Raw genomic sequence first — 18979 nt, 5'->3', positions numbered from 1 at the left:
GTCAGGAAAGCTTTTTGGTTAGATCATCTATATATTTACGGAACTGCTTGTCCGTCTCCGCAAGGTTGTCCACAGTCTTGCAGGCATGCAATACCGTAGCGTGATCACGTTTCCCAATTTGGGAACCGATACTGGCCAAAGAGGCCTTGGTGAATTTTTTGGCGAAGAACATGGCCAATTGCCTTGCCTGGACAATATGTCTTTTCCGGGTTTTGGATTGTAACGTGGCAACATCCATTTCAAAATAGTCGGACACCACTTTTTGGATGTAGTCAATGGACACTTCCCTTTTGGTGTTCTTTACGAATTTTTCCACCACTTGTTGGGCAAGTTCCAAGGTCACCTCCTTTTTATTGAAGGAAGACTGGGCGATCAAGGATATAATAGCCCCTTCCAGTTCCCGGATATTGGTCTTTATATGTTTGGCTACATAGTCCACGATATCGTCGGGCATTTCTACTCCATCCCGGTACAACTTATTCTTAAGGATGGATATTCTTGTCTCATAATCCGGATTCTGCAATTCCGCGGAAAGCCCCCACTTAAAACGGGACAACAAGCGCTGTTCAATATCCTGCATATCTACAGGAGCCTTGTCCGAAGTAAGAACAACCTGCTTTCCATTTTGATGCAAATGGTTGAATATATGGAAGAATACATCCTGCGTACCCGATTTTCCGGATAGGAACTGTACGTCATCAATGATCAAAACATCGATTAGCTGATAAAAATGGATAAAGTCGTTTCGTGTATTCTTTTTTACTGATTCAATATATTGTTGTGTAAATTTTTCGGCGGAAATATAGAGTACGGTGCGTTCCGGATATTTGTCTTTAATTTCCACCCCAATGGCGTGCGCTAAATGTGTCTTTCCCAAGCCTACACCACCGAATACCAAAAGCGGATTAAAGGAGGTGCCTCCTGGTTTATTGGCCACGGCCATACCGGCCGAACGGGCCAAACGATTGGAGTCCCCTTCTAAAAAATTATCAAAATTGTAGTTGGGATTAAGTTGTGATTCTATTTTTATATTTCGGATTCCGGGAATGACAAAGGGATTTCGTAATTCCGGATTTTTGGATTTAATAGGAACATCCATTTCCTGTGCACCTACATGACTTCTATTGGAGCTGGGTATCTTTTCCGTAAAAGGCTCCCGGTTCCCATAGGTGTTTTCCATACGTATGATGTAGACCAATTTGGCCGTTTCTCCCAATTCTTTGGTAAGGGCAACCTTTAGGAGCTTTACGTAGTGCTCCTCCAACCATTCGTAGAAAAACTTACTGGGGACCTGAATGCTCAGCGCGTTATCAGCTAATTTGACCGGCTTTATCGGTTCGAACCAAGTTTTGAATGCCTGCGGTTGGATATTATCTTCGATAAAGGCCAAACAATTGTTCCATACGGAATTAGCAGTAACACTCATTTCTAAGTTTATCTTATTTTGTTGGTTAGTGACTTCGCTAGTTGGTCGAAAATTGGTCGGAGCGAACCATACTTTCTGAGTGGGACAAATATGTGAACAATAATCCTAAAAAAAAAATCAATCCCCCTTGAATTTACTCTTTTTTTTTTGCATGTTCCGAGCTATTTATGCAAAGCATTTAAATATATACTTTTTAGTTGAAAAAATATGGATTTTTACGAAATTTCTTTTCGCGTTCGTTACGGTGAAACCGATCAAATGGGGATTGTCTATCACGGCAACTACCCGCAATATTTGGAGATGGGAAGGGTTGAGTGGTTAAGGGCCCTAGGTATTTCCTACAAGTCCATGGAAGAAAACGGAATATTGTTACCTGTAATTTCCTTGCAGATCAACTTCAAAAAATCGGCGGTTTATGACGACCTTATCACGGTCAAAACCATACTGACAAAAACACCCATGGCAAGGATTGAATTCGACTATGTTATTTATCGAAATTCCAATGAGATTTTGGCCACGGCAAACACAGTTTTGGCCTTTATGGATAAGGAAACCAAACGCCCCCTTAGATGCCCGAATTATATCTTGGAAAAGTTAGGTAAGGATTAATCTAGTTTTTTTGTTACTAGCCCAGGGACTCGCCCCAAGATTTCTTGTATTTTTTCGGCCTCTGTTTTGTTCAACTGCACTACAACGTTGCAATGCATTTCCAAGGTTTGGGAGATTACCTCTAGTTTTTGGCGTTTTATTGTACGCATCACTTGATCTAACGTCTGATATTCAAATGTAAGCTCCAAACATACTTTTAATCTTTTTTCAATAATAGTTGAAGCTTCCAGGGCCAGCTTGGCCGTGGTCCTATAGGCATGAATAAGCCCTCCGACACCCAATTTGGTGCCTCCAAAAATTCGGACTACGGCTACAAACACATTGGTAACTTCAAAAGACTGTATCTGCCCATAAATGGGGGATCCAGCAGAATTTCTAGGCTCCCCATCGTCATTGGTGCGATATTGAACGTTCTCCACACCCAATTGCCAAGCATAGCAGACATGATTGGCCTTAGGATACTTTTCCCATAAATCTTCGATCAACGGTTTTATGGCTTCTATTTTGTTGATGGGAAAAGCATAGCCATAGAATTTACTTTTCCGGTCTGTAAAGAGCACAGCCTCCGAGGGCCGGGCCAGGGTTTTGTAGCTGTGGGGTTTTTGTTCCATCAAAATAGAGCGACTAAAACGATACTGATTACGGCCAAGGCTATACCGCCCCAATTCTTTGTACTCATATGTTCCTTAAAAAGAGCTATACCCAATAGCGTGGAAAACATAACTATGGCCACATTATTGATGGTAAATACCGCAGCGCTGTTAAGGCTCGGATGCTGCAGGGCATGGAGCAAAAAATAGATGGAAAAATAATTGGGCACGCCAAGTGCAACACCACCTAATATGTCCTTCAACCCCAGGTTTAATGGTATTTTAAAACTTTTTATGGTCAAAAGCAGTAGGCCCACTATTGCAGCGGATCCAAAGACGGTAGCCGAAAACAAAGGAAATTCATCTGCTTCTATATGGGTTTCCTGAACGTATTTAAGGCTGGTGTCTATAATGCCCGAGCCCAGAAAGACCAACAACGGCAACCAAAACGAAGATCTTCCCAAAGTCATCGATTTTCCTTTTGCCGAAGCAAAATATACCGCCCCAAGGGCCAGTATAATACCCATTACCTGTAATGTACTCAATTGTTCCCTATAGACCAGCACCCCAAAAAGCACGGGAACTACCAAGGACATTTTTGTGGCTACTGATGCTACGGACACACCCACGCGCTGGGCCGTTGCTGCCATAAGATTAAATACTACAATAAAAAGGCATCCCAAAAGTAGAGTGCCCCAAAACCATGATTTTTGCGGAATCTCGTTTGAGGCAACATCCCCCTCATAAAAAAGAATCCCCACGACGAAGGCGATGATATAATTTATGATGATGGCATATAAGGTATTCACTTTATACACCGAGAAAAGTTTAAAGATGACAAAAATAAGGCTGGAAAAAAGTATACTAAGAGCTAGATAGAGCATCCTTCAGTTTGCTTTTTAATTGAAGGACGTCCTCTTGCCCCACTTTTAGGTTCCAGGTATGGATACCCATTTTTTCAGCAGCTTCCGTATTTTCCGCGGTGTCGTCCACGAAGAAAGTTTCTTCGGGCAATAGTCCGTTTTCGTCAAGAACGAATTGGAAAATTTCAGCATTAGGTTTTCTTAGGTGTATTTCATGGGAAAGATAGAATTGCTCGAAGGAATTCTTGAACCGAAAGTATTTTTGTGTCCCCATTTTTTGCTCTACATGGGGAATATGCAGGGCATTGGTATTGCTAAGAAGGAATAGTCGATACTGGTTCTCTTGGGCCAAAGCTTCAATGAAATCCAATCGTTCATCCGGAAAGTCCAGCAACATTGCATTCCATGTGGCTATGATTTGATCTGCCGATGCTTTTGGAAAAGCTGATTGTAATTCCTGCACAAATTCCTCGGAACTTATACCGCCCACTTCATAGGTTTCATTGAGCGCCCATAATTCGGTAGTAAAGCGATTGCCGCCCCATTTGGGGATTTCCCGAAAGACAACTTCCTTATCCAAATTGATGAAAACGTCTCCAAAGTCTAGAATAATATTCTTAATCATTTTGATAGATGTGTAAAGTGTCCGTGCCAACAGACGCTGTTTGTAAAAGACTCCCCGAAAATTTTGGGGCGACAATTCCATTTTTAAAGGTTCGGTTACCCGTAAACACCCGGGCCTCGTCCCATAGACCGGAATCAATAAAAGCTTGAAGTGTTTGTGCGCCTCCTTCAATTAAAATACTTAAAACCTGATGTTTATGAAGAATACCGCAAATTTTTTCTACTAGGTCGGCTGAAAAATTAAGGACTTCATAGGTCATCCCTTCCTCGTATCGGGAACGGTCAGAGACCGAGGTAAGAAATAGGGTTGGGATGTTACCATCCAGGACGTGGAAATCCTTTCCGATTTTCAAATTTCGATCTAAAATCACTCGTAATGGGGACTGCCCTTTCCAATGCCGAACGTCCAATTTAGGGTTGTCCTCCAAAACGGTCTGGGTACCTACCAAAATGGCCTGTTCCTCACTACGCCATTGGTGCACGCGTTGCTGCGAATGTGTATTGGTGATCCAAAAAGGTTCCGGAGCTGTATTTCGAACCGATTTATCCGGGGCAATATAGCCATCCAAGGTTTGGGCCCATTTTAGGATGACATAGGGCCGTGCCTTTTCATGGTAGGTCAAAAAACGTTTGTGATGTTCCCTACACTTTTCCTCCAGAACGCCCACTAGCACTTCGCAACCGGCATCCTGTAATCGTTCAATTCCCTTTCCCGAAACCTTATCGTGAGGGTCTAAAACCCCGACAACCACCTTGGGAATCGTATGCTTGATGATTAAATCGGTACAGGGGGGGGTCTTTCCAAAATGAGAACAGGGTTCCAAGGTAACGTAGAGTGTGGCTTCCCGTAAAAGTGATTTATCTAGTACGGCTTCAATAGCATTCACTTCGGCATGGGGTCCGCCATACGGACTTGTAAAACCTTCACCAATTATCTTGTTGTTATGAACGATGACACAGCCTACCGTAGGGTTGGGAGCGGTAGTGCCCAAACCGTTTTTCGCCAATTGGATACAGCGCAGCATATAGCGTTCATGGGTAGCCGCATTTGTCTTTTGGGATATATCCTTTTGCTGTATCTTCACCTCGCAAAAATAGAACTTTAAAACAGACCGATTTAAAAAATATGGAAACCGCGATCATACGGGAAATCCAAAAAGAGGACAATGCCGAAGTGGCTCGCGTTGTCCGGGATATTTTAATAGAAATGGGTGTGCCCAAGGTGGGAACGGCTTACGCAGATACGGCCCTGGACCGTATGTACGAAACCTATGATGTACCTAAGGCTGCGTATTTTGTAGTAGAGGATCAAGGGCGGATTATCGGATGTGCCGGAATCGCCCAATTGGAAAACTATGAAGGCAATGTATGCGAGCTGCAAAAGATGTACTTGTTAGGAGAAGCTAGAGGAAGGGGATTGGGTGCCCAATTGATGGAAGTATGCCTCGACCGTGCCAAGGATTTTGGTTTTGAAAGCTGTTATCTGGAAACCATGCCCTACATGAAGGCCGCACAAAAACTTTATCAAAAAGCTGGATTTGAATATATAGATGCCCCCATGGGCGATACTGGCCATTATTCCTGTCCGGTCTGGATGCTAAAAAGTATTCAGTAGGCTGTAGCAGTGAGAAGTGCTATAACACTATTTACCGTCAACCGCCAACCCTCAACTGAATTTAACAGATGTTGTTAAAAGAGATCAAGAACATTTTCCACAAGGAACTGGATACCATCTATCCCAAGGAAGAGGTGGATAGCTTTTTTTACCTGCTTATAGAACACCATTTAGGGCTGGAACGTTTTGTACTGGCCCTACAGCCTAACTTTATTGTCTCCAAGCAGGAGGAACAACCTTTGTTTGAAGCCTTGAACGAATTGCGGCTACAAAGACCGGTACAGTATATTATGGGGAAGGCCCATTTTATGGATTTGGAACTCACCGTCAATAAACATGTATTGATTCCCCGCCCGGAAACCGAGGAACTGGTACGCTGGATTTTAACCGACTGTCATGCTGAGCGCCCGCCTGAACGGGTTCGTCGGGCAGGCAGTCGAAGCATAGGTGGCAATCAAAGCACAACAATCCTGGACATCGGCACGGGTAGTGGGTGTATTGCCTTGGCCTTGGCCAAAAACTATCCGGAAGCCCAAGTGTACGCTTTGGATGTCTCTGCTAGAGCCCTGGAAGTGGCCCAACGCAATGCCGAACAAAACGAAGTAGTAGTCAACTTTATAAAAGCGGATATCCTCACTTTGGATACGCTTGACGTACCCTTTGATATTATCGTTTCCAATCCGCCTTATGTTCGGGAGTTGGAGAAAAAGGAAATGAAGGTCAATGTAACGGATTATGAGCCTAAGGAAGCCCTGTTCGTTCCAGACAACGACCCGTTGCTATTTTATAAATCGATTGTCCGTTTTGCAAAAAACAGCTTGAAGGAAGGTGGTAGTCTATACTTTGAAGTGAACCAGTACCTGGCCCAGGAGACAAAACAACTTTTGGAAGACCAAAATTTTACGGATATTGAACTCCGAAAGGATCTTTTTGGGAACGATCGAATGCTGAAAGGGAAGATTTTGGACGTAAGATTTAAGAAGTAAGAAGTAAGAGGTAAGAAGTAAGAAGTGGGAAGTAAAAAGTGAAAGGAGAAAAGTACGAAGTGAGAATTTTCCATGAACAATAACCAATTAACAATAAACAATTTGTATTGGCTAACTCAAACCTTAGAACTAGAAACCAGAAACTTAGAACTGACATCAGTCAAAAGATGTAAGACGTAAGACTAGAGATTAAAGGGATAAGGACGCAAGATTTAGAAATTATACTTTATTTACCTTAAACCTTAAACCTTAAACCTTAAACCTTAAACCTTAAACCTTAAACCTTAAACCTTAAACCTTAAACCTTAAACCTTAAACCTTAAACCTTAAACCTGACAACCATCAACGAACAACCACACATATGAGCACCCAACAAAAAATAACAACCCTCCGCGAAGAGCTTCGCCAACACAATTACAATTACTATGTGTTGAATCAACCAGTAATATCCGATTATGAGTTCGATATGAAGCTCAAGGAACTTCAGGCCCTGGAGGAACAACATCCGGAATTCCATGACCCAACTTCGCCCACCTTACGGGTAGGGGGCATGGTCACCAAGAATTTTGAAACAGTGACCCATGATGAGCGCATGTATTCTTTGGACAATTCGTACTCCAAAGAAGATTTGATGGATTGGGAAAAGCGTATCCAACGTATTTTGGGCGATGTAGAAGTCCAATTTACTTGTGAACTCAAATATGATGGGGCCTCTATTAGTCTTACCTATGAGGAGGGCCAATTGGTAAGAGCGGTGACCCGCGGAGATGGTTTTCAAGGTGATGATGTGACCACCAATGTAAAGACCATCCGTTCCGTTCCCTTACAGTTACAAGGTGATTATGCGCCCAAATTCGATATTCGAGGTGAAATCGTGTTGCCTTTTGAGGGCTTCGCCAAAATGAATGCCGAGCGGGTAGAAAATGGAGAGGAACCTTATATGAACCCACGAAATACAGCGGCTGGTAGTTTAAAACTACAGGACAGTGCCCTGGTGGCCCAACGGCCGTTGGAGTGTCTGTTGTATAGTATCGTCGGGAAAGATTTGAATATCACCACCCAATTCGAAATGTTGGAAAAGGCCCGGGAATGGGGTTTTAAGGTACCTGCCATTGCAAAATTGTGCAACACCACGGACGAGGTTTTGCAATTTGTGGAGTATTGGGAAATCCAACGGCATGAACTGCCCTATGAGACGGATGGGGTAGTGGTGAAGGTAAATAGCCTCAGGTATCAGGATGAGTTAGGTTATACGGCCAAATCCCCACGATGGGCCCTGGCCTATAAGTTTAAGGCGGAACAGGTCTCTACGGTATTGAACGAAATCACCTATCAGGTAGGCCGTACAGGGGCCATAACCCCTGTGGCCAATCTGCAACCGGTTTTGTTGGCCGGGACTACCGTAAAGCGAGCCTCCTTGCACAATGCCGATCAGATTGCCAAGCTGGACGTCCGTGAAGGAGACACCGTTTTTGTGGAAAAAGGGGGCGAGATTATCCCTAAGATTATGGGAGTGGATTTTACCAAGCGTCCGGGAAATTCCCAGCCTACGCAATACATTACCAAATGCCCCGAATGTGGAACTACATTGGAACGCAAGGAGGGCGAGGCCCAACATTTTTGCCCCAATGATACAGGTTGCCCGCCCCAGATTACAGGACGTATTCAACATTTCATTTCCCGGAAGGCGATGGACATTGAAGGTTTGGGGAGCGAAACCGTGGAACTGCTGTTCAAAGAAGGTCTGATTGCCAACTATGCCGACCTCTATACCTTGACCAAGGAACAGGTAATGCCCTTGGAACGGATGGCGGAGAAATCCGCCGAGAATTTGGTAAACGGGGTGACCGCCTCCAAACAGATTCCCTTTGAACGGGTATTGTTCGGTTTGGGAATACGGTATGTGGGGGAGACCGTGGCCAAAAAACTGGCCCGGGCCTATAAACATATCGATGCCCTGATGACCGCTTCGGAAGAGGAACTGGTGGCCGTGGATGAAATTGGGGAGCGTATTGCCCAAAGCGTAGTGGAGTTCTTTGCCCAAGATGAAAACCTGCAAATCGTGGACCGACTCAAAAGCTATGGGCTCCAATTTTCCTTGTCCGAGGCCCAGTTGGAAAATCAAACGGACACCTTAAAGGGACAGACTTTTGTAGTCTCGGGGGTCTTTGAAACGATAAGCCGAAACGAACTCAAAAAACTGATCGAGGACAATGGAGGCAAGGTAGCCTCCTCGGTATCTTCTAAGACCAGCTACTTGGTGGCCGGAGCCAATATGGGCCCCAGTAAACGGACCAAGGCCGAGGGTCTGGGCGTCCCTATTATTTCAGAGACCGAGTTTTTTGGGATGGTGTAGGGCGCAACTTATATACAATTTTGTTAATGGTTTTTTGTTGAATTTTTGAAAGAAACGTCCCGATGAGTTGCTAAATTGTAAATCTTATAAAATGTGTTACTAAGGAATTTAATGGTAATGGGCTATGCTTCTTGTTATGATGCCTTTTTAGGTTAAACTCATATATATCGATATCCAATATAGATGAGTATAAAAATTACAATCATTTTAAATAACCATCCAATTATTGCATTTTTCTTTAACTCTTTTTGGTTATAAAAACTATCAAATTTTCTTCTTCCAAGATGCCAAAAATATCTGATAATCGCACCAAACCATTCTGAAGAATTAAGTTCAGAGTCGGCCTCATTTTGCCAGTTTAATTCTTCAATTTTTTCGGCCTTTCTTTCCTTCGAATCATTGCTCATCTAATCAGCTTTTTTGTTCATTTTGTTGGTCTCCGAATTCAGAAGTGTGTTACAATATTCATTAAACATAGGTTAGAGCTATTAACTATATAGGGCTGATAGGCAGTAACTAAGACACTCTATAAATCCTAAGACATACTAAAGAATATAAAGTTTAAATCCGGGAATTGTCAAAAAGTTTTTAACCGCCTTACTATGAAATGCACACTTAGCAGAAGTAGAAGTACAAATAGATATTCCGTAAAGTAATTGTTTTCTCGCAACCCCAATTTTTTATACATCTTAAAGCAAAGGAGATAATTTAAAAGCGTAAGTCCCAAAAAGAGAAGAATGTATCTATAATCTTTTGCGAGTTGAATATAAGTTTTCCATTTAGTCAACAAGCGCAGTTCATTGCTAAAAAGCTGGACAAAGACCGGCCAGAGAAAAAAGAGGGGCAGGGCAAAGAGTCGGGATTCCCGGGCAAAGGAAGTCAGGAACACCAAAGGGGTATTCAAGGCTACGGTCAACAAAAAGGCATGGAGCCATTTTTTATCAAAGCCGGAAACCGCTTTTCTTTTTAAGACCACATAGGTCAGATAAAGAAAAGGCCCCAAGCTCAGGAATAGGGAGGTCAGAGATTCTATCGTGTTTTTGGTGTTTTCAAAATTCTCCAGGAAACAGCCAAAACGGGAGCTCATTTCGTTTTGGGTAGCGCCCCATAAGTCGTTCGCTTCCAAATAGTATCCAATAAATAACCCATAGAACAGCAAGGGTAAAAACAAGGGGGCATACTTTTTCAGACGGGTATGCCATGGCTTCTTCTCATCCGGTAATCCAGGACAAAAAAAGAAGAGGGCCGGGAGCAGCAATACCGAGGTTTCCCGGCATATCAGGGCCAAGGTAAAACAGGGCACATAGAGTAGCCATCGCCGCTGTACAAAAGCCCATAACGCCAATAGAATCAGACAATACTGTAAAGGTTCGTCATAACTAAATACCGGTGGGAAAAAGCTAAACAGCACCGAAAAGCTTAGAAAATAGACTACCATATTTCCTAATCCCTGTTTCTGGCTGGCATGCAATGCCCTGGATAAGGTATAGAGGAGAACACCACTCAGGAACAGAAAAAAGAAATTGACCCAGACAAAAGCCTTTCCCAAGGGGATATCAAAAACTTGTGCTGTGGTTTCAATAAGATTGCTCGTTAAAGGTCGCCGGGCAAAGGGGGCAAATTCCTGGTGGTATCGGATTTGGGATTTCAGGAAGACCAGGGAAAGTCGGTCGTTGTTCTCGTTCAACATACTGTCCACATTCGGGGTCATATGGATTTTGTAAATGAACAATGTAAACAAGAAGGATAGTACCCAAGGCAGGCCTTTGGAAAACTGAGGTGGTATGGTTACTTTTGGGAACAACCGCTACGATTTTGTTCCCGTGAAAATAGGCATTTTGGGAATGGAAATTGTACGCAATCGAAAAAGCATGGCAAAGCCCGAAGACTATGATGATTTTTTAACCACCCTAACGCAGGCACAACCCACACCCGATTGGCCTGAGGCCCTTACCGCCCTTTGGTACGATGCCAGGGGTGATTGGGGGGCTTCCCATGATATCGCCCAAGAAATGCATACGGATATGGGCAGTTGGATCCATGGCTATCTCCACCGCAAGGAGGGCGACGAATGGAATGCTGGGTATTGGTACCGTAGGGCCGGGAAACCTTTTCCTAAAGTCAGTTTGGAAGAAGAGCTTAAAGGGATTGTTGAGTTTGTAGTCCAGAATTCGTAGTACTTTTTTATGAGGATATGTTTGTTCCTTCCCCTGCTAGGGGAAGGTGTCACGCCGCGAGCGTGACGGAAGGGGTGACCTGCAGGCAGGTGGGATTAATTTCTTTGCACAAGCCAGGAAATAGAAGCTGGTGTACCTTTTCTTTTTTGCATCGCCCAAAAAAGAAAGAAACCTGCCTGCCGGTAGGCAGGAAACGCTAGGCTTATTTTCAGTTTCTAGAAATCGTGCCTGTTTCCAAGACCGCACCGCCCAGACCGCTTTTGTTTCACAAAATGCTCTTTGGACGGTTTCCCACTTCCCAATTGAAAACACTTTGATTTCCAACGAAACTGAAAAGTAGGCAATAAGATTGCTGCTATCAAAAACCTGGTCTAAAACACACGTGTTTAATCCTTCTCCTAGTAGGGGAAAGTGTCACACCATCGGAATGACGGAAGGGGTCACTAATAATCCGAGTACTCCGTAGGATACAGCAGTCGCGTATCGTTACGGGAAACAGTATTTTGATATTTGGGCATCACCTTTAATTTTTCCCATTCAGCGGATTCTACAAAAGCCTTCCAATTGCTATCACGGATTTCACGATTGGCATGGGTGGTCATATATATCAAATTGGGCATATTGGCCCCGGAGAGTACTTCGGCATAAAATACGGCATTGAAATCCAATTGGTCAAAAAGGTTTACTTCGCCGCCTGCATTGAACATATCAACCTTTTTCCGATATAGGTTCTCGGTGGCGGCTTCGTAGCTACGTAGTTCGTAGATACGGTCCTTACGAGGGCCCTCCAATTTTGAGGGTTCCATTTGCGGCATATCCACAAAGGCCTTCATGAAAATGGATTCTATACGTGTATAGGGTGCTTTGTCGTGTGCCGCTTCCAGATAGGTTTTTCCGGTCTCTTGGTGGGTCTTATCCTTAGCCAGGGTATCATCCAGCAACCCGAATTCAACAATGGATTTAAACGGAATCAGTACATAGGTCTGCTTTGGCGTTCCCTCATCTGTCGGATGGGGCTTGAAGACCCCTACATTTTGAATACCCAAACGCTTAAGGGAAGGCAAGAAGGCAGTCTTTAGATAATCATCCGTAGTTTGTTGCTGCGCGTCCGTTTCAAAGGAATAAATTTTAAGCTGATAATATTCCCGGGCCTGGGCATGTAGGGAAAGGGAAAAGATTACGGTAATTACAAAAAGGCCTATTTTTTTCATGGGTATTGGTTTTTCGTGAAAGATACAGATTTTTTAAAACAGACACTATTGATCATGTCGGTGTACGGCTCGTAATTGGGGATTACCTGATACCCATGCTTGTTGTACAATGCAATGGCCTCGGGTTGCCGTTTGCCGGTTTCCAGAATACAATAGGTGTACCCGAGTTCTGCGGTCCATAGTTCCAATTCCTGCAACACTTTACCGGCAAGACCTTGCCCACGGGCTTCCGGAACCACATACATGCGTTTGACTTCCATGGCATTCGCGTCAAATTCCTTTATCCCCCCACAACCTACAGGTACCTCTCCGGAATAGGCCACAACGGCTTGGCGAATGCCAGTAATACCGTTAAATTGGTCATAAAAGGAATGATCTTCCCCATCCCGAATCGCCAGGTCTGCATCGAGTAGGGCCACGAGTTTAATGAAATCCGGATTATCACAATCCGTCCTTTTTAGTCGAATCATTTTGAACTGGTATTTCTCATATCTTCTAAAATATCTCGAATTTCCCCAAGTACCTTGAGGGTTTCTTTTTGGGTGTCTTCCCCGTTTTGATGTTCAGGCCTTTTGTTTTTGTTGACGAGCAGTTCTCTTTGATACAGTACCTGCTTTTTGAAATCCGATGCGCCAACGATCCCTATCAACTTCATGTCGCTCCCCTTGGGATTACTGTTCCCGGCAGTCTCTATTTTTAGGATCCGAAGGTCCAGATACTTTAATAAGGGATTTTCAATAAAGGTAAGATCCTGTATGTTTTCCAATGGGATGGTTTTTTCGACCTTGAACAACACGCCTTTTTTAAATTCCAAATGTTTTTGGCTCAACGAACATTTTAGGTTTTCATAATACCGCTTGGATATGGCCTGTCCCAAACCTAGGAACCAGGGCAGGAGTAAAGGGATTCCGGCAAAGGAAATGGTCAGGAAAAAAGCAACTGTGAGTAGAACATAGGTCTTGATTTTTGGATTGAAGGCGGCTTCTTCCACCATAGGCACAGTTACGGACATGATTCGTTATTCTTTTGGGGGCTCGGTAGACCCTGTTTCTGATCAATATCCAACCTCCATGAATTTGTCCTAAACGAATTTGTTTAAGGTTAAGGGGATATTGTTTAATTTGCCCTAAATGTATTTAAAAAGAAGTATTACTCCAATTGATAAGTGGCCAATTGGTATATAAGCTGAAGGTCTTTTTCCTTAATGTCCACATTCCAGGCCCATGTACGGCAGGAAACAAACCCGGAGCCGGGTCTTGGATTGAATTTTTTTAGCCAAGTATTGACACGACCGTATTCATCATATGCCAAGGGAATGGTGGTTTTAGGATTTATAATTGATCCCGTTGTTTTCAACCAAGTGGGCAAACCCCAATTCAGTCCCTGTTGTGTAACTTTACCATAATAGTTTCCGGAGTCCGTTGGGTTTATAAATTCGATTTCAAGAAGGTTGGCACCTTGGGCCGGGTCTCTTTTAAAATTCCCGGCATTGTCCAATTCATAAAAATTGGGTACATCGCCTAGCCAAACTATTTTACCACCAGTTTTTAGGTACTGTCTTAGCAGTCCATTTTCCGGCTCGTCCCCCATAACATCTTTTGGCACAACTGGAAATGCAAAGACTACGACACTGGGTCTTCCATCCTTTATTCTTTCTGAAATGAACCGGGACAATCCATCACTGTCCAGTTGTTCGAACCCTTTTTTGGTCAAATAAGGTGCGATTTTTTTATCGACTATTACAAATTGTGAATTGCCTTCGATTTTTGAAGGTTGATACACAGCTTTATAGGGCTCAACACCTTCTTCAAAAGCATAGAAAAACCCATTATCGCTCCCGAAGAAAATGGTATTTGCATCGTGTATGATGGATGAATATACCTCACGTCCTACGGAATATTCCCATATCCTTTCCCCGGAATCCTTGTCTAGACGATATACTTTTCCATCGGCGGAACCGATATAGACACCATTATCCAATACCAATGGTTTAGTATAGACATGACCTCCGGATTTAAATTGCCACTTTTCAGTACCATTTTCCAAATCCAGGGCGCAAGTGAGATTATTGGTAGACCATCCTACAAAAATTGCATCATTGGAGATGGTAGTTGCCATGGCCCAGGTAGGGCCATAGGAGAAGTTCCATTTTTCTTTGCGCGTTTTTAAATCCACCGCATAGGTATTGCCATCCCTGGACCCAAAATAAAGTATGCCTTTACGAATCTGCGGTTGGGTACAAATGGAACTTCGATCAAAATTAAAATCTTTGGGGTTATAAGTCGCTCCCTGAGTCTCGAAATTCCAAAGGAGATTTCCGTTACCTGCATCCAGTACATATACATATCCATCGTTACTGGGTTGATATACTGTTCCCGAATCGATAAGGGGAGAGGCCCTTATTCTTCCATTCGTCTTGAATTTCCATTTTAGTTTTCCATTTTTGCCATCCAATACATACAAATGGCCATCCCCGGAACCAATGAATACACTATTCTCGAACACTACCGGGGAGGCCATAAAGTATTCCCATCCTGCATGAAGATCAGTGAGAATGGGCTGCATTTTAAATTTCCAGAGTATCCGACCCGTTTGGGTATCCATGGCCCAGACGGAATTATCCCTGTTGGAAATATAGAGGGAAGACCCGGCTATGGTAGGGGCTGTGGTAATTGCCCCGTTCGTTTGCTTTTTCCAGATCAGATTACCTTCTTCCTTGTCAAGACAATAGACAAAACCATCCGAACTTCCAAAATAGATTTTGTCTTCAACTATTACCGATGAACCACGTATAGGCCCTTGCGTTTTGAACCTCCATTTTGTTTTGGGGTTGTCAATATCTTGCCCGGTCATGGCTAAGCTGGATAGACCGATGAGTAGTAAAAATAGGAACTTATGCATGCCTTCTATTACGAATTATAGGTGTATTGCCCTTATTGTGAGCAACAGAATTGGTTTTTGTCACTTCCAGAAAATGAAAAGCTTAAGGGGCCGATGCGCTACCGCTGGATTTGGATTTAGACTTTCTCAATTGCCTTTGAATTTTTTTGATGGCAGATTCAATTGATTTTTCCGGCTCTATAATATTGTGTTCGCCCCAAAAGTCTGGATCTGAAAAACCAATGGCCTCATCACTGAGTATTATGGATGGCCGCAGTCTATTCTTGTATTTCTCCGGTTTCCGGGCGATGCTTTTTTTCCAATCCGTCACGGCCATTTCGCAGTTCATTCTATAAACGGAGTTGAAAAGCCTTTTGTCCCAATTGATTTTAAATGCCATTAAAACATTGCTGTAACCATAAAACCATTTACCGTTTTTCTCCCTATAATCTACTCTGTAGGCTACCTCCAAGGGCCAAACACGGGCTCCTGCCGGTTTTTTTTGAACAAAGAGTCTAGAAGCCTTTTGCCTATCTTCAACGTTAAGGGAATAAACGGCACTTCTAAGGGTTTTTTGTGCGGCATCTATATAAAGCCTTCCCCTGTAAAGAGGTTGATCTATGTTTTGGCGCTGTTGAAATTCTATTATGAAAATCAATCTGTCATCAATCCGCGTGGAACTATGAAAATTAAAACTATAGTATGATAAAGTTTCCTTGGTAAAAATAAATTCCGGATACTTCATGATGTCCAAGAAAAGAGTGTTGAAAGGGCCTCCTTGGAGTTTAAGGGCCAGGGTATCCAATTTGTTGTAATCCGTACTCTTTCTTGACTTGTACAATTGCACCTCATCCTTCCGGCTCGAGGTATAGGGCATCTTGTGTATGTTGAATACGGCTTCGGACAACGACACATTTCTTCTTCGTTTTTTGATGGTTTCTCGATAAAAAGCGGTCATTAAGGTGTGATCCCCGAAGTAATTCTCTCCTTTTTTGGCCAATGTTTCTTCCACCAAGGCCCTGGCATCTTTGGGCGCATTGAGGTTTACTCCCGTAAGCTCGGTTATGGATACTTCAAGCACTATAAAGTTGTTGTTCGCCTTAAGATCGTTTAGTGGTATCGATTTGGTCTTATAACCTAAAAAAGACACAATTAGTTGGCCCTCCAATACACTTTTGGGAACTTTTAGAAGAAAATCGCCCTCGGTATTGGTTACCGTACTAATGTTGGTCCCCTCCAAGGAAAGGGTAGCAAATATCAAAGGATCCTTATTGTTGTTGTCCAAAACCTTACCCTTGAATTGATTAAAATCCGTGATTGTTGCTTGCAGGTTTTCTTGAAAAAAAACAGATGCCTGCATTTCTGTTTTTCCTCCGATCAGGAAGATAAGTAAGGTCAGCAAGGCCGAAACTTGTTTGATAGAAAATTGAATACATTGTTCCATGATGGAATGATTTGTTGGATTACCCATCAAATTAAAGGTATATGACCGGTGCAAATGTCCGGTATCATGAAACAGGACGTTTTTTTAAATATGCCGAAAAGAATTAGTTGTCCTTTTTCGAAAAGGATTTCCTGTAAGCAGTAGGCGTGGTGTTTGTATGTTTCTTGAAAGCAAAATTGAAGGCACTTTTTGAATTGAATCCGGATTCGTAGACAATTTCCAATATGGTCTTTCCGGTTTCCCTACTTTCTTCGATAAGTCTTTTGGCCTCTTCGATCCTATAGCTGTTCACATAGTCCTGAAATGTTAGTTTGTGGTAGGTATTGATGAATCGGGATAGGTACCTCTTTTTTTGGCCTATGCCATCCGCCAGCTCGGAAAGTGCTAAGTTAAACTTTAAAAATGGCTTTTGTTGGTTCATAAATGTTTCCAAACGATTGTTCAGGTCATTGAATTCATCTTTATCCATTTCCAACCCTTGGGTCTTTTTTACCGTTCCTCCAAAATGGGAGCCCAACAAGGCATTGCCGAGTATTACGGAGAAGTAAAGAAAAAAAAGCAGGGAAGAAGTGTACAGGTAGGTCTTGATATTGGGACTCTCGCCGTGAATTAGCGATATTTTTGCAATATTATTGCAGACACAGGCAATGAAATAACCATAAATAATAAACCGGTTCCATTTGATTTTTTTAAGGACTTCGCGGTGTTTTGACTTGTTGTTTTTTGCAAATCGTTCTACGGCAACAATGGAGAGCATGTTGTAAACGAATACCTGGACAGGGATAAAAATATCAAGAACCTTTCTAAAAGATCGGTCGATTTCATGGGACAGCAAAAGCTGTCTTTTTTCTTCTATGGAATGAACATGGAAGACCATCAAAAAATACAGAGTGAAGAGTATCCATGGAAGGAAATGAAGAAGGTCTTTAGGGTAAAGCTTAAGGTTGTTGGAAGTTTCCGCTTTTATATAAAGGTACATCGTAGGTCCCCAAACTGTAAAAAAGGGAATAGTGATATAGGCCAGATAAGGATATACGCCATAGGTTAGGTTAAAATGTGATCTACTGAGCTGCTCTAATGAACCCATGATTTGGGCGAAGAAAAAGAAAGCCATCAATGTATTGGACAACCTATTTTTTCCTTTGTACAATAAAACGGTTAATAAGGGAATTTGCACAAAAATGGAAAGAATATGAATAATATCGTAACCGTCGAAGTTCAAGGGTAATTGGAAAAATGGTTAAGGTTTGCCTTTAAAAGTAAGCATTAAACTTTTATGGATATTCCATTTGCCTCAACGTTCTTTGTTGTATCCAGATAAAAATCGATACGGCCTAAATTAATACCAAAACAACCTACTTGGTTTACCAATACTTCCTTATTGTCACGATTTTTGACCACGGCTGGTTTTTCCAAAAATGTATGGGTATGTCCGCCGATGATCAAATCGGTGTATAAGGTAGAGGCGGCCAATTTCAAGTCGTTAGGTCTACGCTGGTCTTTATAGTTGTATCCCAAGTGAGATAGGCAAATGACTAAATCACACTGTTCGTTCTCCTTTAAGATCCGTTCATTATCCAAGGCTATCTCATAAGGGTTTAGATACCGGGTTTCCTTGTAGAGTTTTTGGGTAACCAATCCTTCTAATTTTATCCCAAGGCCATACACCCCGACCTTGATTCCGTCCACCTTATAGATTTCATAGGGTTTTACATGACCATCCATTAAGGTATTGCTAAAATCATAATTGGCTGAAAGCAACTTGAAATTGGCGTTGGGTAGTTGTGCGAATAGACCCTCGATACCATTATCAAAATCATGGTTCCCGATAGTGGCGGCATCATAGTTTAGCATACTCATAAGCTTGAATTCCAGCTCGCCCCCATAAAAATTGAAATAAGGAGTTCCCTGAAAAACATCACCTGCATCGAACAAGAGCGTATTCGGGTTTTCTTTGCGAATACTTTGTACCAATGCAGCTCTTCGGGCGACCCCGCCCAGATTTGGATAATCCGAGTGACTTTTCGGAAAAGGTTCAATATGGCTATGTAAGTCATTCGTATGCAGAATGGTGATATGCCTCTGCCGGGAGGAACATGAACCAACAATGAATGCTCCCGTACCCATAAGCAGGGAGGATGCTGTAGTCTTTGCGATGAAATTTCTTCGGTTCATTTTCAAAGTTCAAGTGTCAAGTT

General features: G+C 42.7%; 19 protein-coding genes. 5 read left to right on the top strand and 14 right to left on the bottom strand.

The window, feature by feature from the left end; genetic code table 11:
* Position 1: 1 nt before the first annotated feature.
* Complete coding sequence (dnaA, locus tag D7Z94_RS11515; RefSeq protein WP_120711687.1) at positions 2–1426, bottom strand: chromosomal replication initiator protein DnaA; 1425 nt, start codon at positions 1424–1426, stop codon at positions 2–4.
* Between the two features lie 207 nt (positions 1427–1633).
* Between dnaA and D7Z94_RS11510 the strand changes: the two genes are divergently transcribed.
* The gene (locus D7Z94_RS11510) at positions 1634–2035 is read left to right on the top strand and encodes an acyl-CoA thioesterase (RefSeq protein ID WP_120711686.1); all 402 of its coding nucleotides are present in this window, start codon (positions 1634–1636) and stop codon (positions 2033–2035) included.
* Here the strand turns inward: D7Z94_RS11510 and D7Z94_RS11505 are convergent.
* The 4 genes from D7Z94_RS11505 to ribD are packed head-to-tail and all read right to left on the bottom strand — an operon-like array spanning position 2032 to position 5137.
* Positions 2032–2646, bottom strand: a complete 615-nt coding sequence (locus D7Z94_RS11505; RefSeq protein ID WP_120711685.1) for an IMPACT family protein — start codon at positions 2644–2646, stop codon at positions 2032–2034. The two genes, D7Z94_RS11510 and D7Z94_RS11505, sit on opposite strands and share 4 nt — an antisense overlap.
* Entirely contained in the window at positions 2646–3509 is an 864-nt protein-coding gene (locus D7Z94_RS11500; protein ID WP_120711684.1) for a DMT family transporter, read from the bottom strand. Before D7Z94_RS11500 ends, D7Z94_RS11505 begins: the two co-directional genes overlap by 1 nt.
* Positions 3490–4113 (bottom strand): HAD family hydrolase, encoded by a 624-nt coding sequence (locus D7Z94_RS11495; RefSeq protein ID WP_120711683.1) that lies wholly within the window; start codon positions 4111–4113, stop codon positions 3490–3492. Before D7Z94_RS11495 ends, D7Z94_RS11500 begins: the two co-directional genes overlap by 20 nt.
* The gene (gene ribD / locus D7Z94_RS11490; RefSeq protein WP_120712040.1) at positions 4106–5137 is read right to left on the bottom strand and encodes a bifunctional diaminohydroxyphosphoribosylaminopyrimidine deaminase/5-amino-6-(5-phosphoribosylamino)uracil reductase RibD; all 1032 of its coding nucleotides are present in this window, start codon (positions 5135–5137) and stop codon (positions 4106–4108) included. Before ribD ends, D7Z94_RS11495 begins: the two co-directional genes overlap by 8 nt.
* Before the next feature lie 101 nt (positions 5138–5238).
* Here ribD and D7Z94_RS11485 point away from each other — a divergent pair, with 101 nt between their 5' ends.
* The 3 genes from D7Z94_RS11485 to ligA all read left to right on the top strand — a co-directional run bounded on the left by D7Z94_RS11485 (position 5239) and on the right by ligA (position 9069).
* The gene (locus tag D7Z94_RS11485) at positions 5239–5727 is read left to right on the top strand and encodes a GNAT family N-acetyltransferase (RefSeq protein ID WP_120711682.1); all 489 of its coding nucleotides are present in this window, start codon (positions 5239–5241) and stop codon (positions 5725–5727) included.
* A gap of 68 nt (positions 5728–5795) precedes the next feature.
* Positions 5796–6713 (top strand): peptide chain release factor N(5)-glutamine methyltransferase, encoded by a 918-nt coding sequence (gene prmC / locus D7Z94_RS11480; RefSeq protein WP_120711681.1) that lies wholly within the window; start codon positions 5796–5798, stop codon positions 6711–6713.
* A 361-nt stretch (positions 6714–7074) separates the two neighbouring features.
* Complete coding sequence (ligA, locus tag D7Z94_RS11475) at positions 7075–9069, top strand: NAD-dependent DNA ligase LigA (protein WP_120711680.1); 1995 nt, start codon at positions 7075–7077, stop codon at positions 9067–9069.
* Between the two features lie 158 nt (positions 9070–9227).
* Here ligA and D7Z94_RS11470 read toward each other — a convergent pair whose 3' ends face one another.
* Positions 9228–9476, bottom strand: a complete 249-nt coding sequence (locus D7Z94_RS11470; protein ID WP_120711679.1) for a hypothetical protein — start codon at positions 9474–9476, stop codon at positions 9228–9230.
* A 170-nt stretch (positions 9477–9646) separates the two neighbouring features.
* Complete coding sequence (locus D7Z94_RS11465) at positions 9647–10873, bottom strand: hypothetical protein (RefSeq protein ID WP_147415878.1); 1227 nt, start codon at positions 10871–10873, stop codon at positions 9647–9649.
* On the opposite strand from D7Z94_RS11465, the gene D7Z94_RS11460 reads away from it, so the two are divergent.
* On the top strand, positions 10854–11246 hold the full coding sequence (locus tag D7Z94_RS11460) for a hypothetical protein (RefSeq protein ID WP_245967183.1): 393 nt from the start codon (positions 10854–10856) through the stop codon (positions 11244–11246). The two genes, D7Z94_RS11465 and D7Z94_RS11460, sit on opposite strands and share 20 nt — an antisense overlap.
* A 443-nt stretch (positions 11247–11689) precedes the next feature.
* On the opposite strand, the gene D7Z94_RS11450 is transcribed toward D7Z94_RS11460, so the two are convergent.
* The 7 genes from D7Z94_RS11450 to D7Z94_RS11420 all read right to left on the bottom strand — a co-directional run bounded on the left by D7Z94_RS11450 (position 11690) and on the right by D7Z94_RS11420 (position 18956).
* The gene (locus tag D7Z94_RS11450; protein WP_120711676.1) at positions 11690–12457 is read right to left on the bottom strand and encodes an NIPSNAP family protein; all 768 of its coding nucleotides are present in this window, start codon (positions 12455–12457) and stop codon (positions 11690–11692) included.
* Positions 12454–12927, bottom strand: a complete 474-nt coding sequence (locus D7Z94_RS11445; protein ID WP_120711675.1) for a GNAT family N-acetyltransferase — start codon at positions 12925–12927, stop codon at positions 12454–12456. The genes D7Z94_RS11450 and D7Z94_RS11445 overlap by 4 nt, the downstream gene beginning before the upstream one ends.
* Complete coding sequence (locus tag D7Z94_RS11440; protein ID WP_120711674.1) at positions 12924–13469, bottom strand: PH domain-containing protein; 546 nt, start codon at positions 13467–13469, stop codon at positions 12924–12926. The genes D7Z94_RS11445 and D7Z94_RS11440 overlap by 4 nt, the downstream gene beginning before the upstream one ends.
* A 137-nt stretch (positions 13470–13606) precedes the next feature.
* Complete coding sequence (locus D7Z94_RS11435; protein WP_120711673.1) at positions 13607–15358, bottom strand: beta-alanine-activating enzyme beta-propeller domain-containing protein; 1752 nt, start codon at positions 15356–15358, stop codon at positions 13607–13609.
* Positions 15359–15440: 82 nt separating this feature from the next.
* On the bottom strand, positions 15441–16781 hold the full coding sequence (locus D7Z94_RS11430; RefSeq protein WP_120712038.1) for a carboxypeptidase-like regulatory domain-containing protein: 1341 nt from the start codon (positions 16779–16781) through the stop codon (positions 15441–15443).
* A gap of 103 nt (positions 16782–16884) precedes the next feature.
* Complete coding sequence (locus tag D7Z94_RS11425) at positions 16885–17868, bottom strand: helix-turn-helix domain-containing protein (protein ID WP_158594625.1); 984 nt, start codon at positions 17866–17868, stop codon at positions 16885–16887.
* Between the two features lie 179 nt (positions 17869–18047).
* Complete coding sequence (locus tag D7Z94_RS11420) at positions 18048–18956, bottom strand: metallophosphatase (RefSeq protein ID WP_120711671.1); 909 nt, start codon at positions 18954–18956, stop codon at positions 18048–18050.
* Positions 18957–18979: the final 23 nt, after the last annotated feature.

This window comes from Ulvibacterium marinum, from assembly GCF_003626755.1.
Lineage (GTDB): Bacteria > Bacteroidota > Bacteroidia > Flavobacteriales > Flavobacteriaceae > Ulvibacterium > Ulvibacterium marinum.
This window is presented reverse-complemented; position numbering and strand designations above follow the sequence as displayed.